This is a genomic window from Bradyrhizobium sp. USDA 241, assembly GCF_049739505.1.
GTDB classification, from domain to species: domain Bacteria; phylum Pseudomonadota; class Alphaproteobacteria; order Rhizobiales; family Xanthobacteraceae; genus Bradyrhizobium; species Bradyrhizobium liaoningense.
In genome coordinates this window covers 343,842-364,220 of record NZ_JBMGPZ010000004.1, presented here as the reverse complement: position 1 = coordinate 364,220, position 20,379 = coordinate 343,842, and the positions used below count along the sequence as shown (strand labels likewise).

General features: G+C 64.3%; 12 protein-coding genes and 3 pseudogenes. 8 read left to right on the top strand and 7 right to left on the bottom strand.

From position 1 onward, the window contains the following. Nucleotides 1-211 precede the first annotated feature (211 nt). Nucleotides 212-1,829 (top strand): annotated as a pseudogene (locus ABIF91_RS11440) (thiamine pyrophosphate-binding protein). Nucleotides 1,830-1,941: 112 nt separating this feature from the next. Here ABIF91_RS11440 and ABIF91_RS11435 read toward each other — a convergent pair. Continuing rightward, nucleotides 1,942-3,350: pseudogene (locus ABIF91_RS11435) on the bottom strand (IS30 family transposase). Between the two features lie 92 nt (nt 3,351-3,442). Continuing rightward, on the bottom strand, nt 3,443-4,822 hold the full coding sequence (locus ABIF91_RS11430) for an LLM class flavin-dependent oxidoreductase (protein WP_028180568.1): 1,380 nt from the start codon (nt 4,820-4,822) through the stop codon (nt 3,443-3,445). 268 nt (nt 4,823-5,090) lie between these two features. Between ABIF91_RS11430 and ABIF91_RS11425 the strand changes: the two genes are divergently transcribed. The 6 genes from ABIF91_RS11425 (at nt 5,091) to ABIF91_RS11400 (ending at nt 10,820) form a co-directional block, all read left to right on the top strand. Further along, a complete protein-coding gene (locus ABIF91_RS11425; RefSeq protein ID WP_028180569.1) occupies nt 5,091-6,488 on the top strand; it encodes a M20 family metallopeptidase in 1,398 nt (465 codons plus the stop codon). A gap of 87 nt (nt 6,489-6,575) precedes the next feature. Then, on the top strand, nt 6,576-7,487 hold the full coding sequence (locus ABIF91_RS11420) for an amino acid ABC transporter substrate-binding protein (RefSeq protein WP_028180570.1): 912 nt from the start codon (nt 6,576-6,578) through the stop codon (nt 7,485-7,487). Nucleotides 7,488-7,604: 117 nt separating this feature from the next. Then, the gene (locus ABIF91_RS11415; protein WP_028180571.1) at nt 7,605-8,336 is read left to right on the top strand and encodes an amino acid ABC transporter permease; all 732 of its coding nucleotides are present in this window, start codon (nt 7,605-7,607) and stop codon (nt 8,334-8,336) included. Nucleotides 8,337-8,339: 3 nt separating this feature from the next. Continuing rightward, the gene (locus ABIF91_RS11410; protein WP_028180572.1) at nt 8,340-9,032 is read left to right on the top strand and encodes an amino acid ABC transporter permease; all 693 of its coding nucleotides are present in this window, start codon (nt 8,340-8,342) and stop codon (nt 9,030-9,032) included. Nucleotides 9,033-9,044: 12 nt separating this feature from the next. Continuing rightward, a complete protein-coding gene (locus ABIF91_RS11405; protein ID WP_028180573.1) occupies nt 9,045-9,776 on the top strand; it encodes an amino acid ABC transporter ATP-binding protein in 732 nt (243 codons plus the stop codon). A 183-nt stretch (nt 9,777-9,959) separates the two neighbouring features. After that, nucleotides 9,960-10,820: a D-amino-acid transaminase gene (locus ABIF91_RS11400; protein ID WP_424579156.1), complete on the top strand. Its 861-nt coding sequence runs from the start codon at nt 9,960-9,962 to the stop codon at nt 10,818-10,820. A 129-nt stretch (nt 10,821-10,949) separates the two neighbouring features. Here ABIF91_RS11400 and ABIF91_RS11395 read toward each other — a convergent pair whose 3' ends face one another. From ABIF91_RS11395 to ABIF91_RS11385, 3 genes and pseudogenes are all read right to left on the bottom strand, one after another. Further along, a complete protein-coding gene (locus ABIF91_RS11395) occupies nt 10,950-11,411 on the bottom strand; it encodes a carboxymuconolactone decarboxylase family protein (RefSeq protein ID WP_028180575.1) in 462 nt (153 codons plus the stop codon). A gap of 28 nt (nt 11,412-11,439) precedes the next feature. Then, nucleotides 11,440-13,047 carry an MDR family MFS transporter gene (locus ABIF91_RS11390; RefSeq protein WP_284280925.1) on the bottom strand — a complete coding sequence of 536 codons (1,608 nt, stop codon included), beginning with the start codon at nt 13,045-13,047 and terminating at the stop codon, nt 11,440-11,442. A gap of 105 nt (nt 13,048-13,152) precedes the next feature. Further along, nucleotides 13,153-14,303 (bottom strand): annotated as a pseudogene (locus ABIF91_RS11385) (HlyD family secretion protein). Nucleotides 14,304-14,441: 138 nt separating this feature from the next. Between ABIF91_RS11385 and ABIF91_RS11380 the strand changes: the two are divergent. Next, nucleotides 14,442-15,353, top strand: coding sequence for a LysR family transcriptional regulator (locus tag ABIF91_RS11380; RefSeq protein ID WP_028180577.1), 912 nt, complete (start codon nt 14,442-14,444; stop codon nt 15,351-15,353). On the opposite strand, the gene iaaH is transcribed toward ABIF91_RS11380, so the two are convergent. Together iaaH and ABIF91_RS11370 are read right to left on the bottom strand one after the other, a co-directional pair. Further along, on the bottom strand, nt 15,348-16,772 hold the full coding sequence (iaaH, locus tag ABIF91_RS11375; protein WP_028180578.1) for an indoleacetamide hydrolase: 1,425 nt from the start codon (nt 16,770-16,772) through the stop codon (nt 15,348-15,350). The two genes, ABIF91_RS11380 and iaaH, sit on opposite strands and share 6 nt — an antisense overlap. A gap of 74 nt (nt 16,773-16,846) precedes the next feature. Beyond that, nucleotides 16,847-20,296, bottom strand: coding sequence for an indolepyruvate ferredoxin oxidoreductase family protein (locus ABIF91_RS11370; protein WP_424579155.1), 3,450 nt, complete (start codon nt 20,294-20,296; stop codon nt 16,847-16,849). Nucleotides 20,297-20,379 lie beyond the last annotated feature (83 nt).

Genomic DNA, 20,379 nt, shown 5'->3' with positions numbered 1-20,379 from the left:
CTGCTGAGCCGGGACCATGCATGGGCAACCTCGCTAAAGGTGGGTCCCGGCTCTGCGCCGCAACGTTGCACGTTGCGTCGCGTCCGGGACACGAGAGCGCAGTTTGCCTCTCCCGCGCAACGCAGCCATGACCGCGCTTCCTTGCGTGCCTCCCAGGACTTCGGCCATCATGCCTTCAGTCCTTGCGGCAATGCCCGCTCCTGGAGGAAACATGAAGAACAAGATCACCGGCCGCTCCGCCTTTCTCGCGTTGCTCAAGGACGAGGGCATCACGCATCTGTTCGGCAATCCCGGCACCACCGAGCTGCCGATCATGCATGCGCTGAAGGACCATCCTGACCTCACCTATGTGATGGCGATGCAGGAGAGCCTGGTGGTCGCGATTGCCGACGGTTACAGCCGCGCCTCGGGCAAGCTCGTCGCCTGCAACGTGCACGTTGCGCCCGGCCTCGGCAACGCCATGGGCTCGCTCTACAACGCCCAGTTCACGGGCACGCCGATGATCCTCACGGCCGGCCAGCAGGAGCAGGGCCATGGCCTGATGGAGCCGGTGCTCTATGGCCCGTTGGTGCGGATGGCCGAGCCGCTGGTGAAATGGGCGGTCGAAGTGACGCGGCTGGAAGACCTGCCGCGCATCGTCCGCCGCGCCGCCAAGGTGGCGACCACGCCGCCGACCGGACCGGTGTTCATCTCGCTGCCCGGCGACATCCTCAACAGCGAAGCCGGAATCGATCTCGGCCGGTCCACCCGCATCGATGCGCGGACAAGACCATCGGATGAATCGTTGAAGGCTTTCGCCGCCCGCCTGCTCAAGGCCGAACGTCCCGTGATCGTCACCATGGACGAGGTGGTCAAGAGCGACGCGCTGAAGGAAGCGGCGGAGCTCGCAGAGCTGCTGGGTGCGGCGGCCTATCAATCCTCCACGCCCTATGGCGCGCATTTCCTTTCCGAAAGCCCGAGTTTCGTCGGCACGCTCGCGCGCGTGCAGAAGGTCGCGCGCGATACGCTGGCGCCTTACGATCTCCTGATCGCGCTCGGCGGCGACCCCCTGCGGATGTCGGTCTATAGCGAGGTCGATGCGTTGCCGGATGGCCTTGGCATCGTCCAGGTCGGCCTCGCCGATTGGGAGATCGCGAAGAACTACGGCGCCGAGATCGCGCTGAAGGCGGATCTCAAGGAAACGCTGCGCGCTTTGATCCCTGTGCTGAAGGAGATGGGTGGCGAGGCATTGGCGCGACGCGCGAAGCGGCGCCTTGCCGAGCTCGCGCCGAAGAACTGGACCGCGCGCCGATCGATCCGGACTTTCTTGTGCTGCAAATGGTCGAGGCCATGCCTGACAATGCCATCCTGGTCGACGAAGGCCTCACGTCGAGCCGCCAGGTGACGGCGCTGCGGCCGCACCGCGATCGCTACGACTACCACGGCCTTGCCTCCGGCGGCATCGGCTGGGGCCTGCCGGCTTCGGTCGGCGCCAGCATCGCCAATCCCGATCGGCCCGTCGTGTGCTTCTCGGGCGATGGGAGCGCGATGTACTCGATCCAGTCGCTCTGGACAGCGGCGCACCACAAGCTGCCGCTCAACGTCGTCATCGCCAACAATGGCGGTTACCGCATCATCAAGCAGCGCCTGCTCGCCTTCCATGGCGACGACAATTACGTCGGCATGGACTTCGTCGATCCGCCCGTCGATTTCGCCGGCGTCGCCAAGGCACTGGACGCTGCGAGGCGATCAAGGTGAGCGACCCTCGCGAACTGAAGGCGACGCTGGCATCGGCCTTCAGTCGGCCGGGCACGAAGCTGATTGAGGTGATGGTGGACGGGAAGGTCTGAGGCGCGATCGAGTTTCCACACACTCGCTGTCATCGCCCGGCTTCGACCGGGCGATCCAGTATTCCAGAGGCGGCGGTGATCGAGTCGAGACGCTGCGGCGTACTGGGCGGATTCAAGCGGTCGTCGCAACACCAAATTGTTTTTCACTCAAGGCAGTAGTTCGTCAAGCGCTTCTGCCGGCGTTTTCCAGCCCAGCGTCTTTCTCGGTCGGGCATTGAGGGCCGCTGCTATAGCGGATATCTCGTCGGCGCTGTGGACGCTCAGGTCTGTGCCTTTCGGGAAGTACTGCCGCAGCAGCCCGTTGGTGTTCTCGTTAGTGCCGCGCTGCCAAGGGCTTTGCGGGTCGCAGAAGTAGACCTGGATGCCTGCATCGATCTTGAGGCGGTCGTGCTGAGCCATTTCGGCTCCTTGATCCCAAGTCAGCGTGCGACGTAGTTCTTCGGGCAAATTGATGATGGTGCGCGAGATCGCGTCGCGCACGGCTTCGGCTCCGTGTCCCGCGAGCGCAGGTCCGTTCTTCACGCGCGGAGCTTCGCCATGCCCCACCAATCGGGGAAGGTGCAATAGCATCGTGAAGCGCGTCGTGCGCTCGACCAGCGTGCCGATTGCCGAGCTGCCAAGACCGAGGATGAGGTCTCCCTCCCAATGTCCCGGCACTGCTCGATCGGCAGCTTCAGCAGGGCGCTCACTGATCATGATCTCCGGCGAGACAAAGCCCTTGCCTCGCCTGCGTATGCGCGCCCTGGGCATCCGCAATACACGCCCGGTTCTCAAGCAGGCGGTCAGCTCGCTGCGCAGCGCCCCACGGCCCTGAACGAAGAGAGCTTGATAGATAGCTTCGTGGCTGATGCGCATCGTCTTGTCGTCCGGGAAGTCGATCGGCAAGCGTCGGGCAATCTGCTCAGGACTCCAGGCTTTGGCCCATCGTCGATCCTTTCGCCGGCCATGTCGGCGGCCGTTCCACGGAACGGCCGGACCAGGAACATGAGCCCCGCTCGGGGCTACGACGCCGCCGGCAAGTCTCTCCTCTACATAAGTGCGCAAGGTTGCATTGAGCGCAAGCTTGGTCGACTTGGGCCGGCGGGCAGATCGATCCGCATGCCATTGGGCAGTTGTTGCCCGATACTCCAACCCACCGCCGCGGGTGGCCGCGTTCCGCCGCAGTTCACGGGAGACCGTCGAAGCATCCCGCCCCAAGCGGCGCCCGATCTCCCGTATAGAATGGTCCTGCACCCTGAGTAGGGCGATTTCCTCGCGTTCAGCCAATGAAAGGTAGCGCCCGGAGAGAGCCTTGGCCGAAGATCTGAACATCGCTGGTGGCGTGCCCCCTGCCTTTCGGAACAATCTGCTTCCGACAGGTTGCGATAGTCCGGCCGCAAGCGCAGCATCTTCGCTGCTTTGCCCTGAGGCAATCGCCTTCCAAAATCTATTCTGTTCATCGCGTCCAGCCGCAGACGACCGGCCTGGCGATGGCAATGGCGCCCGTCCTGACCGGGCCGAACGTCGACTTAAAACTTTCATCGCAACCTCCAACTTCTTGGTGTTGCGACGACCGCTTGAATCCGCCCTGGATGCCCCGGTCAAGCCGGGGCATGACAGCGAGCGCGTGGCAGCTACCCCTTCTTCCCCACCCGATATCCCGTCGCCGGATGCGGCGCACCTAACCGCGCGCGGCCCTGACCGAACAGCTTCTCCCGCAGTGTGCCCTTAGCATACTCGCTCTTGTACCGTCCGCGCCGGGTCAGCTCCGGCACCAGCATGTCGGCGATGTCCTCGAAATCGCCGGGCGAGATCGCGAACGCGACGTTGAGCCCGTCGACGTCGGTTGCCTCGAACCATTGCTCGATCTTGTCCGCGACCATCTCCGGCGTGCCGACCACGACCGGCCCGGCGCCGCCGATGCCGACATGCTCGATGACGTCGCGCACGGTCCAGACGCGGTCCGGATCGGCGCGGGTGACGTTGTCCATGGCGCTGCGGCCGGCGTCGTTCCGGACGTGGCGGACCTGCTGATCGAGATCGTAGCCGGAGAAGTCGACGCCGGTCCATCCCGACATCAGGGCGAGCGCGCCCTCGGGGCTGATGTGGCGGCGGTAGTCGGCGTATTTCTCCTTCGCCTCGGCTTCGGTCCGCCCAAGGATGATCGTCATCATCGAGAACATCAGGATTTCAGCCGGGTTGCGGCCGAGCGCGGCGGCCTCCTGGCGAATCGCGGAGACGCGCGGCGCGATCACCTTGGCCGACGGTCCCGACATGAACACGCATTCGGCATGCTTTGCCGCGAACTGCCGCCCGCGCGGCGAGGTGCCGGCCTGGTACAGCACCGGCGTGCGCTGCGGCGAGGGCTCGCTGAGATGAATGGTGTTGTTGATGCGGAAGTTCGCGCCTTCATGATTGACGCGATGAACCTTTGCAGGATCGGTGAAGATGCCGCGCGTCCGGTCTCGCAGCACGGCATCGTCCTCCCAGCTCCCTTCCCAGAGCTTGTAGACCACCTCCATATATTCGTCGGCGATGTCGTAGCGGTCGTCATGGCCGGTCTGCTTGTCCTTGCCGGCGCCGCGCGCGGCGCTGTCGAGATAGCCGGTGACGACGTTCCAGCCGATCCGCCCCTCGGTGAGATGATCGAGCGTCGACATCCGCCGCGCGAACGGGTAGGGCGGCTCGAAGGACAGATTGCTGGTGACGCCAAAACCGAGATTCTGGGTCACGGCTGCCATCGCCGACAGCAGCAGCAGCGGCTCGTTCGAAGGCGTCTGTGCCGCATTGCGCAAGGCTGCGTCAGGGCTGTTGCCATAGACGTCGTAAACTCCGAGCACGTCGGCCAGGAACAGCCCGTCGAAGCGGCCCCGTTCCAGGGTTCGGGCGAGGTCGATCCAGTAGGGCAGGCGGTTATAGTCGGCAGTGCGGTCGCGCGGATGGGTCCACAGGCCCGGTGACTGGTGTGCGACGCAATTCATCGCAAAGGCGTTGAGCCTGATCTCTTTGGCCATGCTGGTCCCCTCGGCGCCCTGTACTGAGCGCTCTTCGAATGATAGATGTGCGCCCCAACTTGGCGAAGTTCTTGCATATGTCTTGGTATTGGCAAGGTCAAATCAGCGGTGCGGCCGCGCCTGGCAAGCCAATCTCAAGTGAGCAGGAACGAAATCCCAAGAGAACCACAAGAGAAACTCCAAGAAACTTCCCAAGCCCCCTGCCACTTTCGATGGCCTATGTAGCCCGCTACGTTCGCCCGCGTCGAAAACCTTGAAAACGAAAGCAATGACCAGAGCCGACGCCATCGCCCGCGCCCGGGACGACTTCAAATCCGGCGCGTTCCTCGCTGAACTCGACCGCCGCGTAGCTTTCAAGACCGAAAGCCAGAATCCGTCGCGCGGCACCGAGCTGCGCGCCTATCTGAAGCAGGAGATGCAGCCGGCCTTCGCCGCGCTCGATTTTTCCAGCCGTATCGTCGAATCCCCGAGCGGCAAGGCGCCCTTCCTGTTGGCCGAACATCACGAGAGCACGTCTGCGCCGACCGTGCTGATCTACGGCCATGGCGACGTCGTCGACGGCATGGAGGGCGAATGGCGCGAGGGGCGCGATCCCTGGCGCACGGCGGTTGCGGGGACGCGCCTCTACGGCCGCGGCACCGCCGACAACAAGGGCCAGCACAGCATCAATATGGCGGCACTCCGCGCGGTGCGTGACGCTCGCGGTGGCAAACTCGGCTTCAACGCGAAGTTCATCGTCGAGATGGGCGAGGAGATCGGCTCGCCGGATCTCGGCAAGGTCTGCGATCTCAATCGCGACGCGCTCAAGGCCGACCTGTTCATGGCTTCCGACGGGCCGCGCCTGTCCGCCGACCGGCCGACGCTCTTTCTCGGCTGCCGCGGCGGCATCCGTATTCATCTCGACGTGAACTTGCGCGACGGCGGCCACCATTCCGGCAATTGGGGCGGCGTGCTCGCCAACCCCGCGACCATCCTGGTCAACGCGATCTCGACCTTGGTCGACGGCCACGGCCGTCTCCTGCTCGATGCCTTGAAGCCGCCGCGGCTCACCAACCAGATCCGCAGCTATCTCGCTGACGTGCAGGTGGTGCCGACCGCGGACGAGCCGGCGCTCGCGGAGAACTGGGGCGAGGAGGGGCTGTCGGCGGCCGAGCGGCTCTATGCCTGGAACACGCTCGAAGTGCTGGCGATGTCGTCGGGCAATATCGAGAAGCCGGCGAACGCCATTCCCGGTCACGCCAATGCCGTGCTGCAACTGCGTTTCGTGGTCGGGACGAAGGTCGAGGGCCTGATCGAGGCAATCCGCGCGCATCTCGTTGCAAAGGGTTTTCCCATGGTCGAGGTGCGGGCGGCGCAGAGCTTTGCTGCATCGCGCACCGATTTCGACAGCCCCTGGATCAAATGGGCGGCGGATTCGGTCAGGGAGACCACGGGAAAGGCGCCGGCCGTGCTGCCGAATTTCGGCGGTTCGTTGCCGAACGACGTGTTTTCCGAGATCCTGGGCCTGCCGACGATCTGGGTGCCGCACTCCTATCCCGGCTGCTCCCAGCATGCGCCCAATGAGCACATCCTGCTGCCCTTGACCGAAGAGGCCTTGACGGTGATGGCCGGGCTGTTCTGGGATCTCGGGGAATTGCCAGGACCACTGACAGGTCCGTTAACCTGAGGCATCGGTCCAGCCGAAAGTCACATTCTAATCCGGCCCGATTTGTGCTTGCATCCGGCCGCATCATCCTGAAAGGGGAAGAAGAAAGTGAAACATTTCCGTAGCATCGGGCTCGCGCTCGCCGCGACCTTCGTCGTCAGCCAGGCCGGGGCCCAGGAGCTGACCGGCACGCTAAAGAACATCAAGGACACCGGCGCGATCACGCTCGGCTTCCGCGACTCCTCGATTCCGTTCTCCTATCTGGACGACAACCAGAAGCCCGTCGGGTTCGCGATGGACATCTGCTACAAGATCGTCGACGCCGTGAAGAAGGAGCTCAAGCTCGACAAGCTCGAGGTCAAGCTCAACCCGGTGACCTCGGCGACGCGTATCCCGCTGATGGCCAACGGCACCATCGACCTCGAATGCGGCTCGACCACTAACAATGCCGAGCGCCAGAAGCAGGTCGCCTTCACCAACACCCATTACCTGACGGCCAGTCGCTATGTCTTCAAGAAGTCGAGCGGCCTGAAGTCGATCGACGACCTCAAGGGCAAGACCGTGGTCTCGACCGCCGGCACCACCAACATCAAGCAGCTCACCGAGGCCAACGTCGCGAAGAACCTCGGCGCCAACATCATCCCGGCCAAGGACCATGCCGAAGCCTTCCTGATGGTCGAGACCGACCGCGCGGTCGCCTTCGTCATGGACGACATCCTGCTCGCCAGCCTCGTCGCCGGCTCGAAGAACCCCGACGACTACGTCATCTCCAAGGATGCGTTCTCCAAGCCCGAGCCCTACGGCATCATGCTGCGCAAGGACGACCCCGCCTTCAAGAAGGCGGTCGATGCGGCAACGGCGGCGCTCTATACGTCCGGCGAAGCCCAGAAGATCTACGACAAGTGGTTCACCCAGAAGATCCCGCCGAAGGGCCTGAACCTCAACACGCCGATCTCGGCCGAGCTGAAGAACGAGTTCGCCAAGCCGACGGATTCGCCGAACCCGGACGACTACAAGTAAGATAAAACCTCGATCTTTCGATCGGGATCATGTCCGGCCACTCTTGACACCAGGGTGGCCAGACATTTGCATAGGCGCTCAGGACATCCATGACTGGCGCGTTCGCGCGGGGGACACGTGAACTACAACTGGAACTGGGGAATCTTTTTCCAGCCGAACCCGATGGGGACCGGCACCTATCTCGACATGCTGCTGTCGGGCCTGGTGCTGACCCTCAAGACCGCAGCGCTGGCCTGGGTGATCGCGCTGATCACCGGCTCGCTCGTCGGCGTGATGCGTACGCTGCCGTCGAAGGGGGCGAACTGGTTCGGCTTTGCCTATGTCGAATTCTTCCGCAACATGCCGCTGCTCGTGCAGCTCTTCCTGTGGTACTTCGTGCTGCCGGAGCTGCTGCCAAAAACTGCCGGCACCTGGCTGAAGCAGCTCCCGAACGCGCCGTTCTGGACGGCCGCGATCGGTATCGGCTTCTTCATGTCGGCCCGCGTTGCCGTGCAATTGCAGGCCGGCATCGGTTCGCTGCCGCGCGGGCAGAAGATGGCCGCAACCGCGCTGGGCCTGACCACGGTACAGGCCTATCGCTACGTGCTGCTGCCGATGGCCTTCCGCATCATCCTGCCGCCGCTGACCTCTGAATTCCTCAACACCATCAAGAACACGGCGGTCGCGATCACGATCGGCCTGCTCGAGCTGACCGGACAGGCGCGCTCGATGCAGGAATTCTCGTTCCAGGTGTTCGAGGCCTTCACCGCTGCGACCATCCTCTACCTCCTCGTCAACGCCGTCGTCGTGACCGGAATGCGCTTTCTCGAGCGCTGGGTCGCGATCCCCGGCTACATCACGGGGAAATAAGCGATGTTCGACAATCTCGATTTCGACGTCATCCGCCGCGCGCTGCCCTATCTATTCTACGAGGGCATGACCTTCACGCTGACGTTGACGGGGCTCGCGGCCCTTGGCGGTCTCGTCTTCGGCACTGCACTCGCGCTGATGCGGCTCTCCGGCTTCAAGGTCCTCGGCCGCATCGCCGGAATTTATGTCGACTTCATGCGCTCGCTGCCGCTGGTGCTGGTCATCTTCTGGTTCTACTTCCTGGTGCCCTATATCGGGCAGTGGGTGACCGGCGCCTCGCGGCCGATCAGCGTCGGCGCCTTCGCCTCCTCCCTCATCACCTTCATCATGTTCGAGGCGGCGTACTTCTCCGAGATCATGCGCGCCGGCATCCAGTCGATCTCGCGCGGACAGCCGGCCGCGGCGAGCGCGCTGGGGCTGACCTACGCCCAGAGCATGCGTTACGTCGTGCTGCCGCAGGCCTTCCGCAACATGCTTCCGGTTCTGATCACGCAGACCATCGTGCTGTTCCAGGACACCTCGCTGGTCTACGTCCTGTCGATCACGGACTTCCTGGGAGCGGCCAGCAAGGTGGCGCAGCGCGACGGGCGCCTCGTCGAAATGTATCTGTTCGCAGCAGTCGTCTACTTCACCATTTCCTGTATCGCGTCCTATGGCGTCCGCCGCCTCCAGGCGCGCATCGCCATCATTCGCTAGGGCTCCCCGCTCATGATCGAAATCAGCCACGTCAACAAATGGTACAGCCCGAGCTTCCAGGTGCTGACCGACTGCACCACCAACGTCACCAAGGGCGAGGTGGTCGTCGTCTGCGGCCCCTCGGGTTCGGGCAAGTCGACGCTGATCAAATGCGTCAATGCGCTGGAGCCGTTCCAGAGCGGGGACATCCTGGTCGACGGCATCAAGGTCAATGATCCCAAGACCAACCTCCCGAAGCTGCGTTCGCGCGTCGGCATGGTGTTCCAGCACTTCGAGCTGTTTCCTCACCTGAAGATCATCGACAATCTCTGCCTCGCGCAGGAGAAGGTGCTCGACCGGTCGCGCGACAAGGCGAAGGCGAAAGGCATGCAGCTGCTGGAGCGCGTCGGCCTCAAGGAACAGGCGCAAAAGTATCCCGCGAACCTGTCCGGCGGCCAACAGCAGCGCGTTGCGATCGCCCGTGCGCTCGCCATGGATCCGATCGTCATGCTGTTCGATGAGCCGACTTCCGCGCTCGATCCGGAAATGGTCAGCGAGGTGCTCGACGTCATGGTGGATCTCGCTCATGAGGGCATGACCATGATGGTTGTCACCCATGAGATGGGTTTTGCCCGCAAGGTCGCCAACCGCGTCATCTTCATGGACCGCGGCGAGATCGTCGAGGACGCGGCGAAGGAGGACTTTTTCGGCAAGCCGCGCAGCGACCGCGCGCAGAAGTTCTTGTCGAAGATTCTCTCCCACTAACCGGTCGTCATCCCGGGGCGCGCGTAGCGCGAGTCCGGGATCCATCAGGCGGCGTAACGCGGGGCGAAATGGATTCCGGGCTCGTCGCTTCGCGCCGCCCCGGAATGACGAATAGAGGGGTGATCCGTCCCCCTAACTGGCGTATAAGCGCGCCAAATTCCCCATCTCGCCAGGAGACCTGCCTTGGACCCGATCGCCTATGTCAACAGCTCATTCGTCCCGCTCTCGGAGGCCAAGATCTCGGTGCTCGATCGCGGCTTCCTGTTCGCCGACGGCATCTATGAGGTCTCGGCCGTGCTGGACGGCAAGCTGGTCGACAATGCCTCGCATCTGGCCCGGCTGGAGCGTTCGGTCGGGGAGATCAAGCTGAAGCTGCCGGAGACGATCGAGCGCATCACCGCGCTCCAGAAGGAGCTCATCGCGCGCAACAAGCTCCAGAACGGTCTCGTCTATCTCCAGGTCACGCGTGGCGCCGACAAGGGGCGCGACTTCCCCTTCCCCAAGGAGGACGTCAAGTCGAGCCTGGTGATGTTCACATCCGAGAAGGACATCATCAACGCGGCGGCGGCGAAGACCGGCATCAATGTCATTACGGTGCCCGACATCCGCTGGGAACGCCGCGACATCAAGAGCGTGGCGCTGCTGGCGCAGGTGCTGGCGAAGCAGGCCGCGGCCGAAGCCGGCGCGGGCGAGGCCTGGATGCTGCAGGATGGCTACGTCACCGAGGGCGGCTCGTCGTCGGCGTTCATCCTGACCAAGGACGACGTCATCGTCACGCGCAAGAATTCCAACGCGATCCTGCCCGGCTGCACGCGCAAGGCCGTGATCGCGCTTGCCGAGGAGCGCCAGCTCCGCGTCGAGGAACGGTCCTTTACGGTCGCCGAGGCGCTCGCTGCCAAGGAGGCGTTCATCACCAGCGCGTCCTCGTTCGTGCAGCCGGTGGTCGCCATCGACGGCAAGACAATCGGCGACGGCAAGCCCGGTCCGATCGCAACGCGCCTTCGCGAGATCTATGTCGAGTTCGCCAAGGCGACGGCGGTTTGAGGCACGCCCACCGCTGTCATCGCCCGGCTTGACCGGGCGATCCAGTACGCCGTGACGGCAGTGATAGGCCCGATGGGCCGCGGCGTACTGGATGCCCCGCCTTCGCGGGGCATGACAGTTGCGGATCCCTCACGCTACCGAAGCCTTCACTTTTACCGGATGCACCGCGCGGAACGCGATCGCGAGCCTGTTCCAGGCGTTGATGGCGCCGATCAGCATGGTCAAGTTCACCGTCTCCTCATCGGAGAACTGCGCGCGGACCTGTTCGTAGACGTCGTCCGGCGCATGCGTCTGCGAGATCAGCGTCACCGACTCGGTCCAGGCGAGCGCGGCGCGTTCGCGTTCAGTATAGGCCGGGGATTCGCGCCAGGCATTGAGCAGGTAGATGCGCTGCTCGGTCTCGCCGCGCTTGCGCGCGTCCTCGCTGTGCATGTTGATGCAGAAGGCGCAGCCATTGATCTGCGACGCCCGGATCTTGATCAGCTCGATCAGCGATTTCTCGATGCCGGTCGACTGGATCTGCTCCTCCAGCGCCATCAGCGCTTTCATCGTATCGGGCGCGGCCTGGAAGTAGTTCATGCGAGGCTTCATGATCGTCTCCTTGCTTCTTGGGTTGAGGTCAGTGGGCGCCACCGGCCGAGGTCTGGCCGGACTTCTTCAGGAAGAGGACGGCGATCAGCGCCACGATCAGCGCCATGCCGAGCAGATAGAAGGTGTCGCTGAAAGCGAGGATATAGGCCTGCTTCTGCACGATGCGGCTGATCGCGACATAGGCGCGATGCGCGGCATCCGCTTGGTCGAGGACGCCGTGATTGACGAAATACTGGGTGAGTTGCTCCAGCCGCGTGCGCGTCGCCTGCTCGAATATCGAGACCGACTGCATCAGCACGTTGGAGTGATACTGCTCGCGCTTGGTCAGAACGGTCTGCAAGATCGCAATTCCGACCGCGCCGCCGAGGTTGCGCATCATGTTGAACAGGCCCGACGCCGAGCCTGCGTTCTCGGCTTCGATGCCGGCGGTTGCCACCGCCGACAGCGGCGCCATGACCAGTGCCTGCCCGATCGCGCGAACGACATTGGGCCACAGCAGCTGGTCGGCGGCGTAGTCGTTGGTCATGTAGATGTTCATGAAGTTGGACGCCGCAAACAGCACGAAGCCGATGCCGATGATGATCCGCGCGTCGAAGCGCTGCATCAGGCGCGGCACCAGCGGGATCAGCAGCAGCTGCGGCAGTCCGGTCCAGGCCAGCACCATGCCGATCTGCTCGGCATTGTAACCCTGGATGCGGGACAGATACTGCGGCAGGATGAACACCGAGCCGTAGAGCGCGATGCCCAGCAGGAAGTTCGCGAGCATGCCGAAGCCGAAATTGCGGCGTACCAGCAGGCGCAGGTTCAAGAGCGGCTTCTTCACCGTGAGCTCGATGATCAGGAAGGCGGTCAGCGCCACCGCCGCGATCACCGACAGCTTGACGATGAAGGGTGAGCCGAACCAGTCGTCCTTGTTGCCCTCCTCGAGCACGGTCTGCAGCGCCGACAGGCCGATTGCCATGGTGATGATGCCGGCCCAGTCGCCCTCGCGCAGCAGCGAGAGTTTCATCGGCTTGGCCTCGAGCGCGTACCAGAGCATGCCGACCATGATCGCGCCCGGCACGAGGTTGACGTAGAAGATGTACTGCCAGCCGAAATTCTCGGTGAGATAGCCGCCGATGGTCGGGCCGATCGCCGGTGCGAACGTCGCCGACAGCGCGAACAGCGCAAGGCCCACCGGCTGCTTTCCGCGCGGCAGCAGGGTGATGATCAACGTGAAGGCCATCGGGATCAGCACGCCGCCGGTGAAGCCCTGGATGGCGCGCAGCACGATCATCTGCGACAGATCATGCGCCAGTGCGCAGGCCGCGGACAGGACCAGGAACAGGATCGCGTTGGTGAGCAGATAGATGCGGATCGAGAACACCTGCGCCAGCCAGCCGGACAGCGGGATCACCACGATCTCGGCGATCAGATAGGAGGTCGAGATCCAGCCGCCGTCGTCGATACCGGCGCTGATCGCGCCCTGGATGTCGGCGAGCGAGGCGTTGACGATCTGGATGTTCAGCACCGCCATGAAGGCGCCAAGCGTTGCGCCGATCACCGCGATCCAGGTTTTGGCCGATACCGACGGAGCGGCGGGTGCGGGAATGGCGGCGGCGGATGTGGCGTCGAGGGTGGGTTGAAGCGTGCTCATGGAGGCCTCGTCTCGGGTACGGAGACAGGATGCGGATGATTTCGACAATCGACGACGTTCTGGAGCGATCTTCCGGCAGGGTTTGACAAACCTGCCGGCGCAGGGTCAGCCGCCGTTCGGCCGGAGCATGTTGTCGGAGACGCTTGGCCGTCTCGCGCTCGGCCAGCACGGTCGCCTTGGTGTCGATGGTCGGCACCGCGGACATGCCGGGGCGAAGCAGGCCGGTGAGGCTGTGGTCGTCGAGCACGATCTTCACCGGAACGCGCTGCACGATCTTGGTGAAGTTGCCCGTGGCGTTGTCGGGCGGCAGCAATGCGAATTCCAGCCCGCTCGCCGGCGACAGGCTGTCGACATGGCCGTGCAGGGCCCGATTGCGGAAACTGTCGACGTACAGCTCGACCGGCTGGCCGGGCCGCACATGTGTGAGCTGGGTCTCCTTGAAGTTGGCAAGGACATAGACCGCATCGAGCGGCACCACAGCCATCAATTGCGTGCCGGCTTGCACGTACTGGCCGACGCGCAAGCTGCGGGCGCCGACCGTGCCATCCACCGGCGCGGTGATCTCGGTATAGGACAGGTTCAGCGTCGCCTGCTGCGCGACCGCACGGGCACGTTCGAGCTGGGCTGCGGCCTGGGCGCGCTGGCTGGTGAGCACGTCGATCTTGCGCTGCGCAGCCAGAAGGCCGTACTTCGCGTGCTGCAATTGCGCGCTGCTGGCGCGCAGCGCCGCGTCGGTCTGCTGCGCGCGCTGGATCGTGCCGGAGCCCGTCTTCATGAGGTCGTCGTAGCGGGCGCGCTCCTCTTGTGCGAATTTCAGGTTGGCGTCCGCAGCAGCGACGTCAGCCGTGCTTTGCTCGATGATCGGCTGTTGCAGCTCGAGCTGGGCATCGATGTTGCGCACGGAGGCTTCGGCAGCCGCGACGTCGGCGCGGGCCTGATCGAGCGCCGCCCTGAAATCGCGGTCGTCGATCTTGGCCAGCAGCTGGCCTGCCTTGACCTTCTCGTTGTCACCGACCAGCACCTTGGCGATGTAGCCGGACACTTTCGGCGCGACGATCGTGGAATCGGCCTTCACATAGGCGTCGTCAGTGGATTCGAGGTACCGGCCGGTCTTCAAATAGTCGTAGCCATAGTCGCCGGCCACCGCGACGCCGAGGATCAGCGCCAGGGCCGATGGCCGCCCGATTGATTGTCCGTCGAGACAGCCGTAGGCCGATTTTTGCAGTCGTTTCAGAGACATAAGAAGCGTTCGACATGACATCCTCGGAATTCCCGGTCGCCCGTTCGAAGGGCGCGCATTGACGAGGAGAAGATGCGTTGTCCCGGCCGCTGTGATAATCCCGGAATTATTTGAAGCATTATCCAGTAATCGCGGATAATTGGAGCTTTGGGCCATGGATCGCTTCACCAGCCTCACCGCCTTCGTCCACGTGGTCGAGAACGGTGGCTTTTCCGCCGCCGCCCGCCGCCTCAACATGTCGACGACCATGGTGAGCAACCACGTCCAGGCGCTGGAGGACCGGCTCGGCGTGCGGCTACTCAACCGCACCACGCGGAAGGTGAGCCTCACGGAAATCGGCAAGGCCTATTACGATCGCTCAACCCAGATTCTCGCAGATCTCGAACAGGCCGACGACATCGCGAGCGAATTGCAGTCGGTGCCCCGCGGCACGCTGCGCATTCACGTCGCCACGCACATGGTGCCGCTTGTCGCGCCGATCGTGGCGAAGCTGCTGTCGACCTATGCGGAACTCAGGATCGATCTGCGCATGGGCGAGGCCGATGTCGATCTCATCGAGGAGGGCTACGACGTTGCCCTGCGCATGATCCCGCCGCCGGATTCGAGCCTGATCGTGCGGAGACTTGCCACCTGGCGTCACGTGCTGTGCTGCTCGCACGACTATCTCGAGAAGCACGGCCGGGTGCAGAAGCTCGACGAGCTCACCGGACACAATTGCGGCCGGCACTTGAACTATCCGTTTGGCGACGAATGGCGCTTCCTTGACCGCAAAGGCACTCCAGCCTCCGTTCGCATCTCGGGCAGCTTCGTCACCAATAGCGGAGAAGCGCTTCGGAAGGTCGCACTGGAGGGCGCTGCTGTCTGCCTGATGGCGGGGTTTCTCATTCAGGACGATCTCGAGACCGGCCGCCTCGTGCGCCTCTTGCCGGAATATCGGACGGTCGAGCTGTCCATGAACGCGGTCTATCCGCATCGCCATCATCTGTCGGCGAAGGTCAGGACCTTCATCGACCTGCTCGCGCACCACAGCGCCGAGCAGCAGAAGCTGATCAACCCTTATTCATGAGCGCCGCGGCGGCGGCAACCGGCCAAACACGCTGTCCATTGCCATGCCGATCGCCAGCAGACGACGATCACTTCCCGCGGGGCCGTCGAGTTCAAGCCCGATCGGCAGTCTGCTGCTGGCGCCGAGTGCGATTGGGATCTGGATGCCGGGAATGCCGGCATTGCTGCCAGGGTCGGTGTTCTGGATGAACAGCGCGAAATTCTCCAGGCTGCTGGAGTCCGGGTTGGAGGGGATGGCGACGCGCGGCGTGGTCGGAAAGGCGATGGCGTCGAGCTTGTTTCCGGAGAACGTGTTGCCGTAGAGCGCCTGAAGCGCGGGCCGTGCGGTCTTGACCGCGGCGTCGTAGATCGGCTTGGCGTCGACAAGCGTGTCGCCGGGACCAGGCAGCTTTCGCGGGATCACGAGGCCCTCATAGGTACCCTTGACGTCGGCGCTGGAGATCTCCTGCGCCAGCGCCTCGATGCTGAGGCCGGTGCCGGTGTGTGCGAGATAGGCGACCAGATCGTCATAGGCCTCGTATAGCGCGACTGGAAAGCTGACCTGGCTATTGAGCTCCGCCAGTTGGGGCATTTCGATCTCGACCACGACCGTGCCCTGGGCTTTCATCTGCGCGACTGCCCCATGGAAGGCGGCCTCGGTGTCGCCGTCGAGATTGGCCAGCATCGCCTTGGCGATGCCGATGCGGACCAGCCTGAGATCCGCAGGCAGGATCGGATCGCCACCCGCAATGACGCGGTCGAGCAGCGCGACATCGGCCATGGTTGCAGCCATCGGACCCGCGGTATCGCGGGTGTGCGAGATCGGCGCGATGCCCTCTTGCGGATAGCGCCCGACTGTTGGCCGCAGCGAGGCGCACCCGTTCAGGGCGGCGGGCACGCGCACCGATCCGCCGGTGTCGGTGCCGAGCCCGCCCGCGACGATCCGCGCGCCGATCGCGGCGCCTGTCCCGGACGAGGAGCCGCCGGCGATCCGCGCGCGATCATAGGCATTGCGCACGCCGAACTCGGCGCCGGTCTTGAACGCGGTGTTGTAGCCGGAGATGCCGAAGGCCAGCTCGTGCATGCTGGTCTTGCCGATGATGATCGCTCCCGCGGCGCGCAGCTTTGCCACGACAGGTGCATCGGCCCCTGGAATGTAATCTTTCAGCGCGGGGGTGCCGGCGCTACAGGGCAGCCCGGCCACCTCGATATTGTCCTTGATCACCACGGGCATGCCGCCGAGCGGCTTGCTCCTGTCGCCCTTGGCGTCGAACGCCGCGGCGGCCTTCATGGCGCCGGCCTCGTCCAGCGTGATGAAAGCGTTGAGATCGGCGTTGGCCCTGGCGCGGGCGAGAGCTTCCGTCGTGAGCGCGGTGCTCGTGATTTTCCCGGCACGGAGGTCAGCCGTGGCCTGGGTCAAGGTCAACTCGTCGTAATTCATGAGGCGTCACCCGATCGCGGGAGCCATCAGGGCGTCCCTTCAGGTTCAGAGGCTGAAGCCTCGCCGGCGCCGCGTCAACCGGTGGCGCGCATCCTTGCCGGCGACGGCGTGGGGAGTTCGGTGAGCAGCCGCTCGATGTTGGACTTCACCTTCCCGATCGCGGCATCCTTCACCGGGCCATAACCGCGGATCTCCATGGGAGCTCCTGCGATCGCGATCAGGTTCGGAAGAGGCGCCGTGTCCAGCCGGCCGAGCACTTGCTCGATCAGGCCCTCATACCAGCCGATCAGTTCGCGCTCGACGCGCCGTTCCGCGGCATAGCCGAACGGATCGAACCGCGTCCCGCGCAACCCCTTCAAGCGCGCGAGCACGGTCAGAGGCACCTGGATCCACTGACCGAAGGCGCGTTTGCGCGGACGTCCACGTGCGTCGCGCCGCGACGGCAGGAACGGCGGGGCGAGGTGATACTGGATGCTGAAGCCGTCCTCGAATTCGCGCTTCAGCTCGTCGAGGAAGCCGCTTTGCATGTGCAGCCGCGCCACCTCGTACTCGTCCTTGTAGGCCATCAGCTTGAACAGGGCGCGCGCGACGGCCTCGGTCAACGCCTCGCTGTTCAGATTCGCTTCGGCGTCGCGGACCTCTGTGACGATCTTCCGGTAGCGCGCCGCATAGGCCGCGCTTTGATAGGTGGTCAGGAAATCCACGCGCCGGGCGATGAGCTGGTCGAGCGTCTCGGCTTCGGGCGCAGCCCCGGTGCTCGGCAGAAAATCCGGATCGGCCGAGGCGATCCGGCCCCAGGCGAAGGCCTGCTTGTTGCGTTCGATCGCGACGCCGTTGAGCTCGATCGCACGCAATAGGGATTGCAGCGAGACCGGCACCAGTCCGCGTTGCCAGGCGTAGCCGAGCATGATGATGTTGGCATAGACGGCATCGCCGAGCAGCCGTTCGGCCAGCGCATTGGCATTGATCGCGCCGAGATTGCTCTCGCCGATCACGTGGCCGATCGCACGCAGGCGGGCTGGCGAGGCGAGATCGGCGTCGCGGAAGCGGACGACGTCGCCGGTCGGCATCTCCGCGGTGTTGAGCGCAGCGCGCGTGCCCTTCCGGTAGGTTCCGGACGCCTTCGGCGATGAGCTGACGACGAGATCGCATCCGATCATCGCGTCGGCCGCGCCCTGGTCGATGCGGACCTGATGCAACGTGTCGGAGCTGGCGGCGAGGCGGATGTAGCTCAGCACGGGACCGAATTTCTGCGCGAAGCCGGTGAAGTCCAGGACCGAGACGCCGCGGCGTTCGAGATGCGCAGCCATGCCGATCAGCGCGCCGACCGTGATCACGCCGGTGCCGCCGACGCCGGTCACCAGCAGATCGTAGGGTCGCTCGAGCGTTGCGGGCGTGGGCAGGGGTAGCGCGGCCGCGCGGCCGACCGCGTCGATCTGGTTCGCGCTTTTCTTCCGGCGCGTCGCGCCTTCGACGGTGACGAAACTCGGGCAGAAGCCGTTGAGGCAGGAGAAATCCTTGTTGCAGGCCGACAGGTTGATCTGCCGCTTGCGGCCGAACGGCGTCTCCTTCGGCTCGACGCTGAGGCAGTTGGACTCGACCGAGCAATCGCCGCAGCCTTCGCAGACGAGGTCGTTGATGTAGGCGAAACGTTTGGGATCGGCCATCTGCCCGCGCTTGCGACGGCGTCGCTTCTCAGTGGCGCAGGTCTGCTGATAGATCAGGACGGACACGCCGGAGACGTCGCGCAGCTCGCGCTGCACGCCGTCCATTTCTTCGCGGGGATGGATGGTGACGCCGCTGGGCAAGTCGGCCGGGCTGAATTGCGCGGGATCATCCGAAACCAGTGCGATGCGCTCAACCCCTTCGGCGCGGACGCTGTGGGCGATGGCACGCACGCTGACCGGGCCGTCGACTGGCTGGCCGCCGGTCATCGCGACGGCATCGTTGAACAGGATCTTGTAGGTGATGTTGGCCCCGGCTGCGATCGCCTGCCGGATCGCCATCGAGCCGGAGTGATAATAGGTGCCTTCACCGAGATTCTGGAAAACGTGCTTGTTGCCGGTGAATCTTGACGATGCCGCCCAGTTCACGCCTTCGCCGCCCATCTGGATGAGCGAGGAGGTCTCGCGGTCCATCCAGCTCGCCATGAAGTGGCAGCCGATGCCGGCGAGGGCCTTGGATCCCTCCGGCACTTTCGTCGACGTGTTGTGCGGACATCCCGAGCAGAAATAGGGCGTACGCGTCGCGCCGCTGACGTTGATGGTGCGCGCCGCTTCCGGCATCAGGGCGGCCGCGCGCGCGGCGAGATTGAGACCCGGAAACATCGGATCGAGCCGGCGCGCGAGCACGTTCGCGAGCGCGCGGGGCGACAATTCGCCGATCCATGAGATTAGCCGTGCACCGGTCTCGTCGTGCTTGCCGACCATCCGCTCGGGCTTGCTGCCGGGATAGTCGTAAAAATACTCCTTGAACTGGCTCTCGATGATGCCGCGCTTCTCCTCGACCACCAGGATCTCGCGCTTGCCCTTCACGAAGTCCATCGCATCATGCAGCGCCAGCGGCCAGACCATGCCGACCTTGTAGACGTCGATGCCGATGCTGCGGCAGGCTGCTTCGTCGAGGCCCATCAGCCGCAGTGCTTCCATCAGATCGAGATGCGCCTTGCCAGTGGTGACGATGCCGTAGGTGGCGTTCGGAATGTCGTAGATGTGCCTGTCGATCGGGTTGGCCTTGGCGAAGGCGTAGACCGCGTGCTTCTTCGCCTCCAGCCGTTCCTCGATCTGCGGGCCCGGCAGGTCGGGCCAACGATAGTGCAGGCCGCCGGGCGGCGGCGTGAAGTCGGGCGTGAGAAAAGCGCGCGGCGGGCGCAGCGCGACCGAGGCGCCTGATTCCACGATCTCCGAGATCGCCTTGAAGCCGACCCACATGCCGGAGAAACGGCTCAGCGCATAGCCATATTCGCCGAATGCCAGATATTCGCCGACGCTTGCCGGATGCAGCGTCGGCATGAACCAGCTCATGAAGGCGACGTCGGACTGGTGCGGCATCGAAGAGGAGACGCAGCCATGGTCGTCGCCTGCGACCACCAGCACGCCGCCATGCGGCGAGGAGCCATAGGCGTTGCCATGCTTGAGCGCATCGCCAGATCGATCGACGCCGGGGCCCTTGCCGTACCACAGCCCGAACACGCCATCGACTTCGCGGTCGGCTTGCGTTTCGACCTGCTGCGAGCCCAGCACCGCTGTTGCCGCAAGGTCTTCATTGACGGCCGGAAGAAATTCGATGCGGTCCCGTTTGAGCCGTTCCTGGATGCGCCACAGTTCGAGGTCAACGCCGCCGAGCGGAGAGCCGCGATAGCCGGAGATGAAGCCGGCGGTATTGAGCCCGGCCGTACGGTCTCGACGCGCCTGATCGAGTGCGATGCGGACGATGGCCTGCGTGCCTGTGAGGAAGACGCGGCCCTCCTGGCGCTCGTAGCGGTCGGAGAGCTCGTAACTGTCGAGTGACGGAATGGCGTCCATGGCGGACCTCGCGCGGCATCCTGCCGGATGATGGAAGGTTATGCCTAGGCCGCTGGTAGGTCTTACCTATTTATCCCACACAG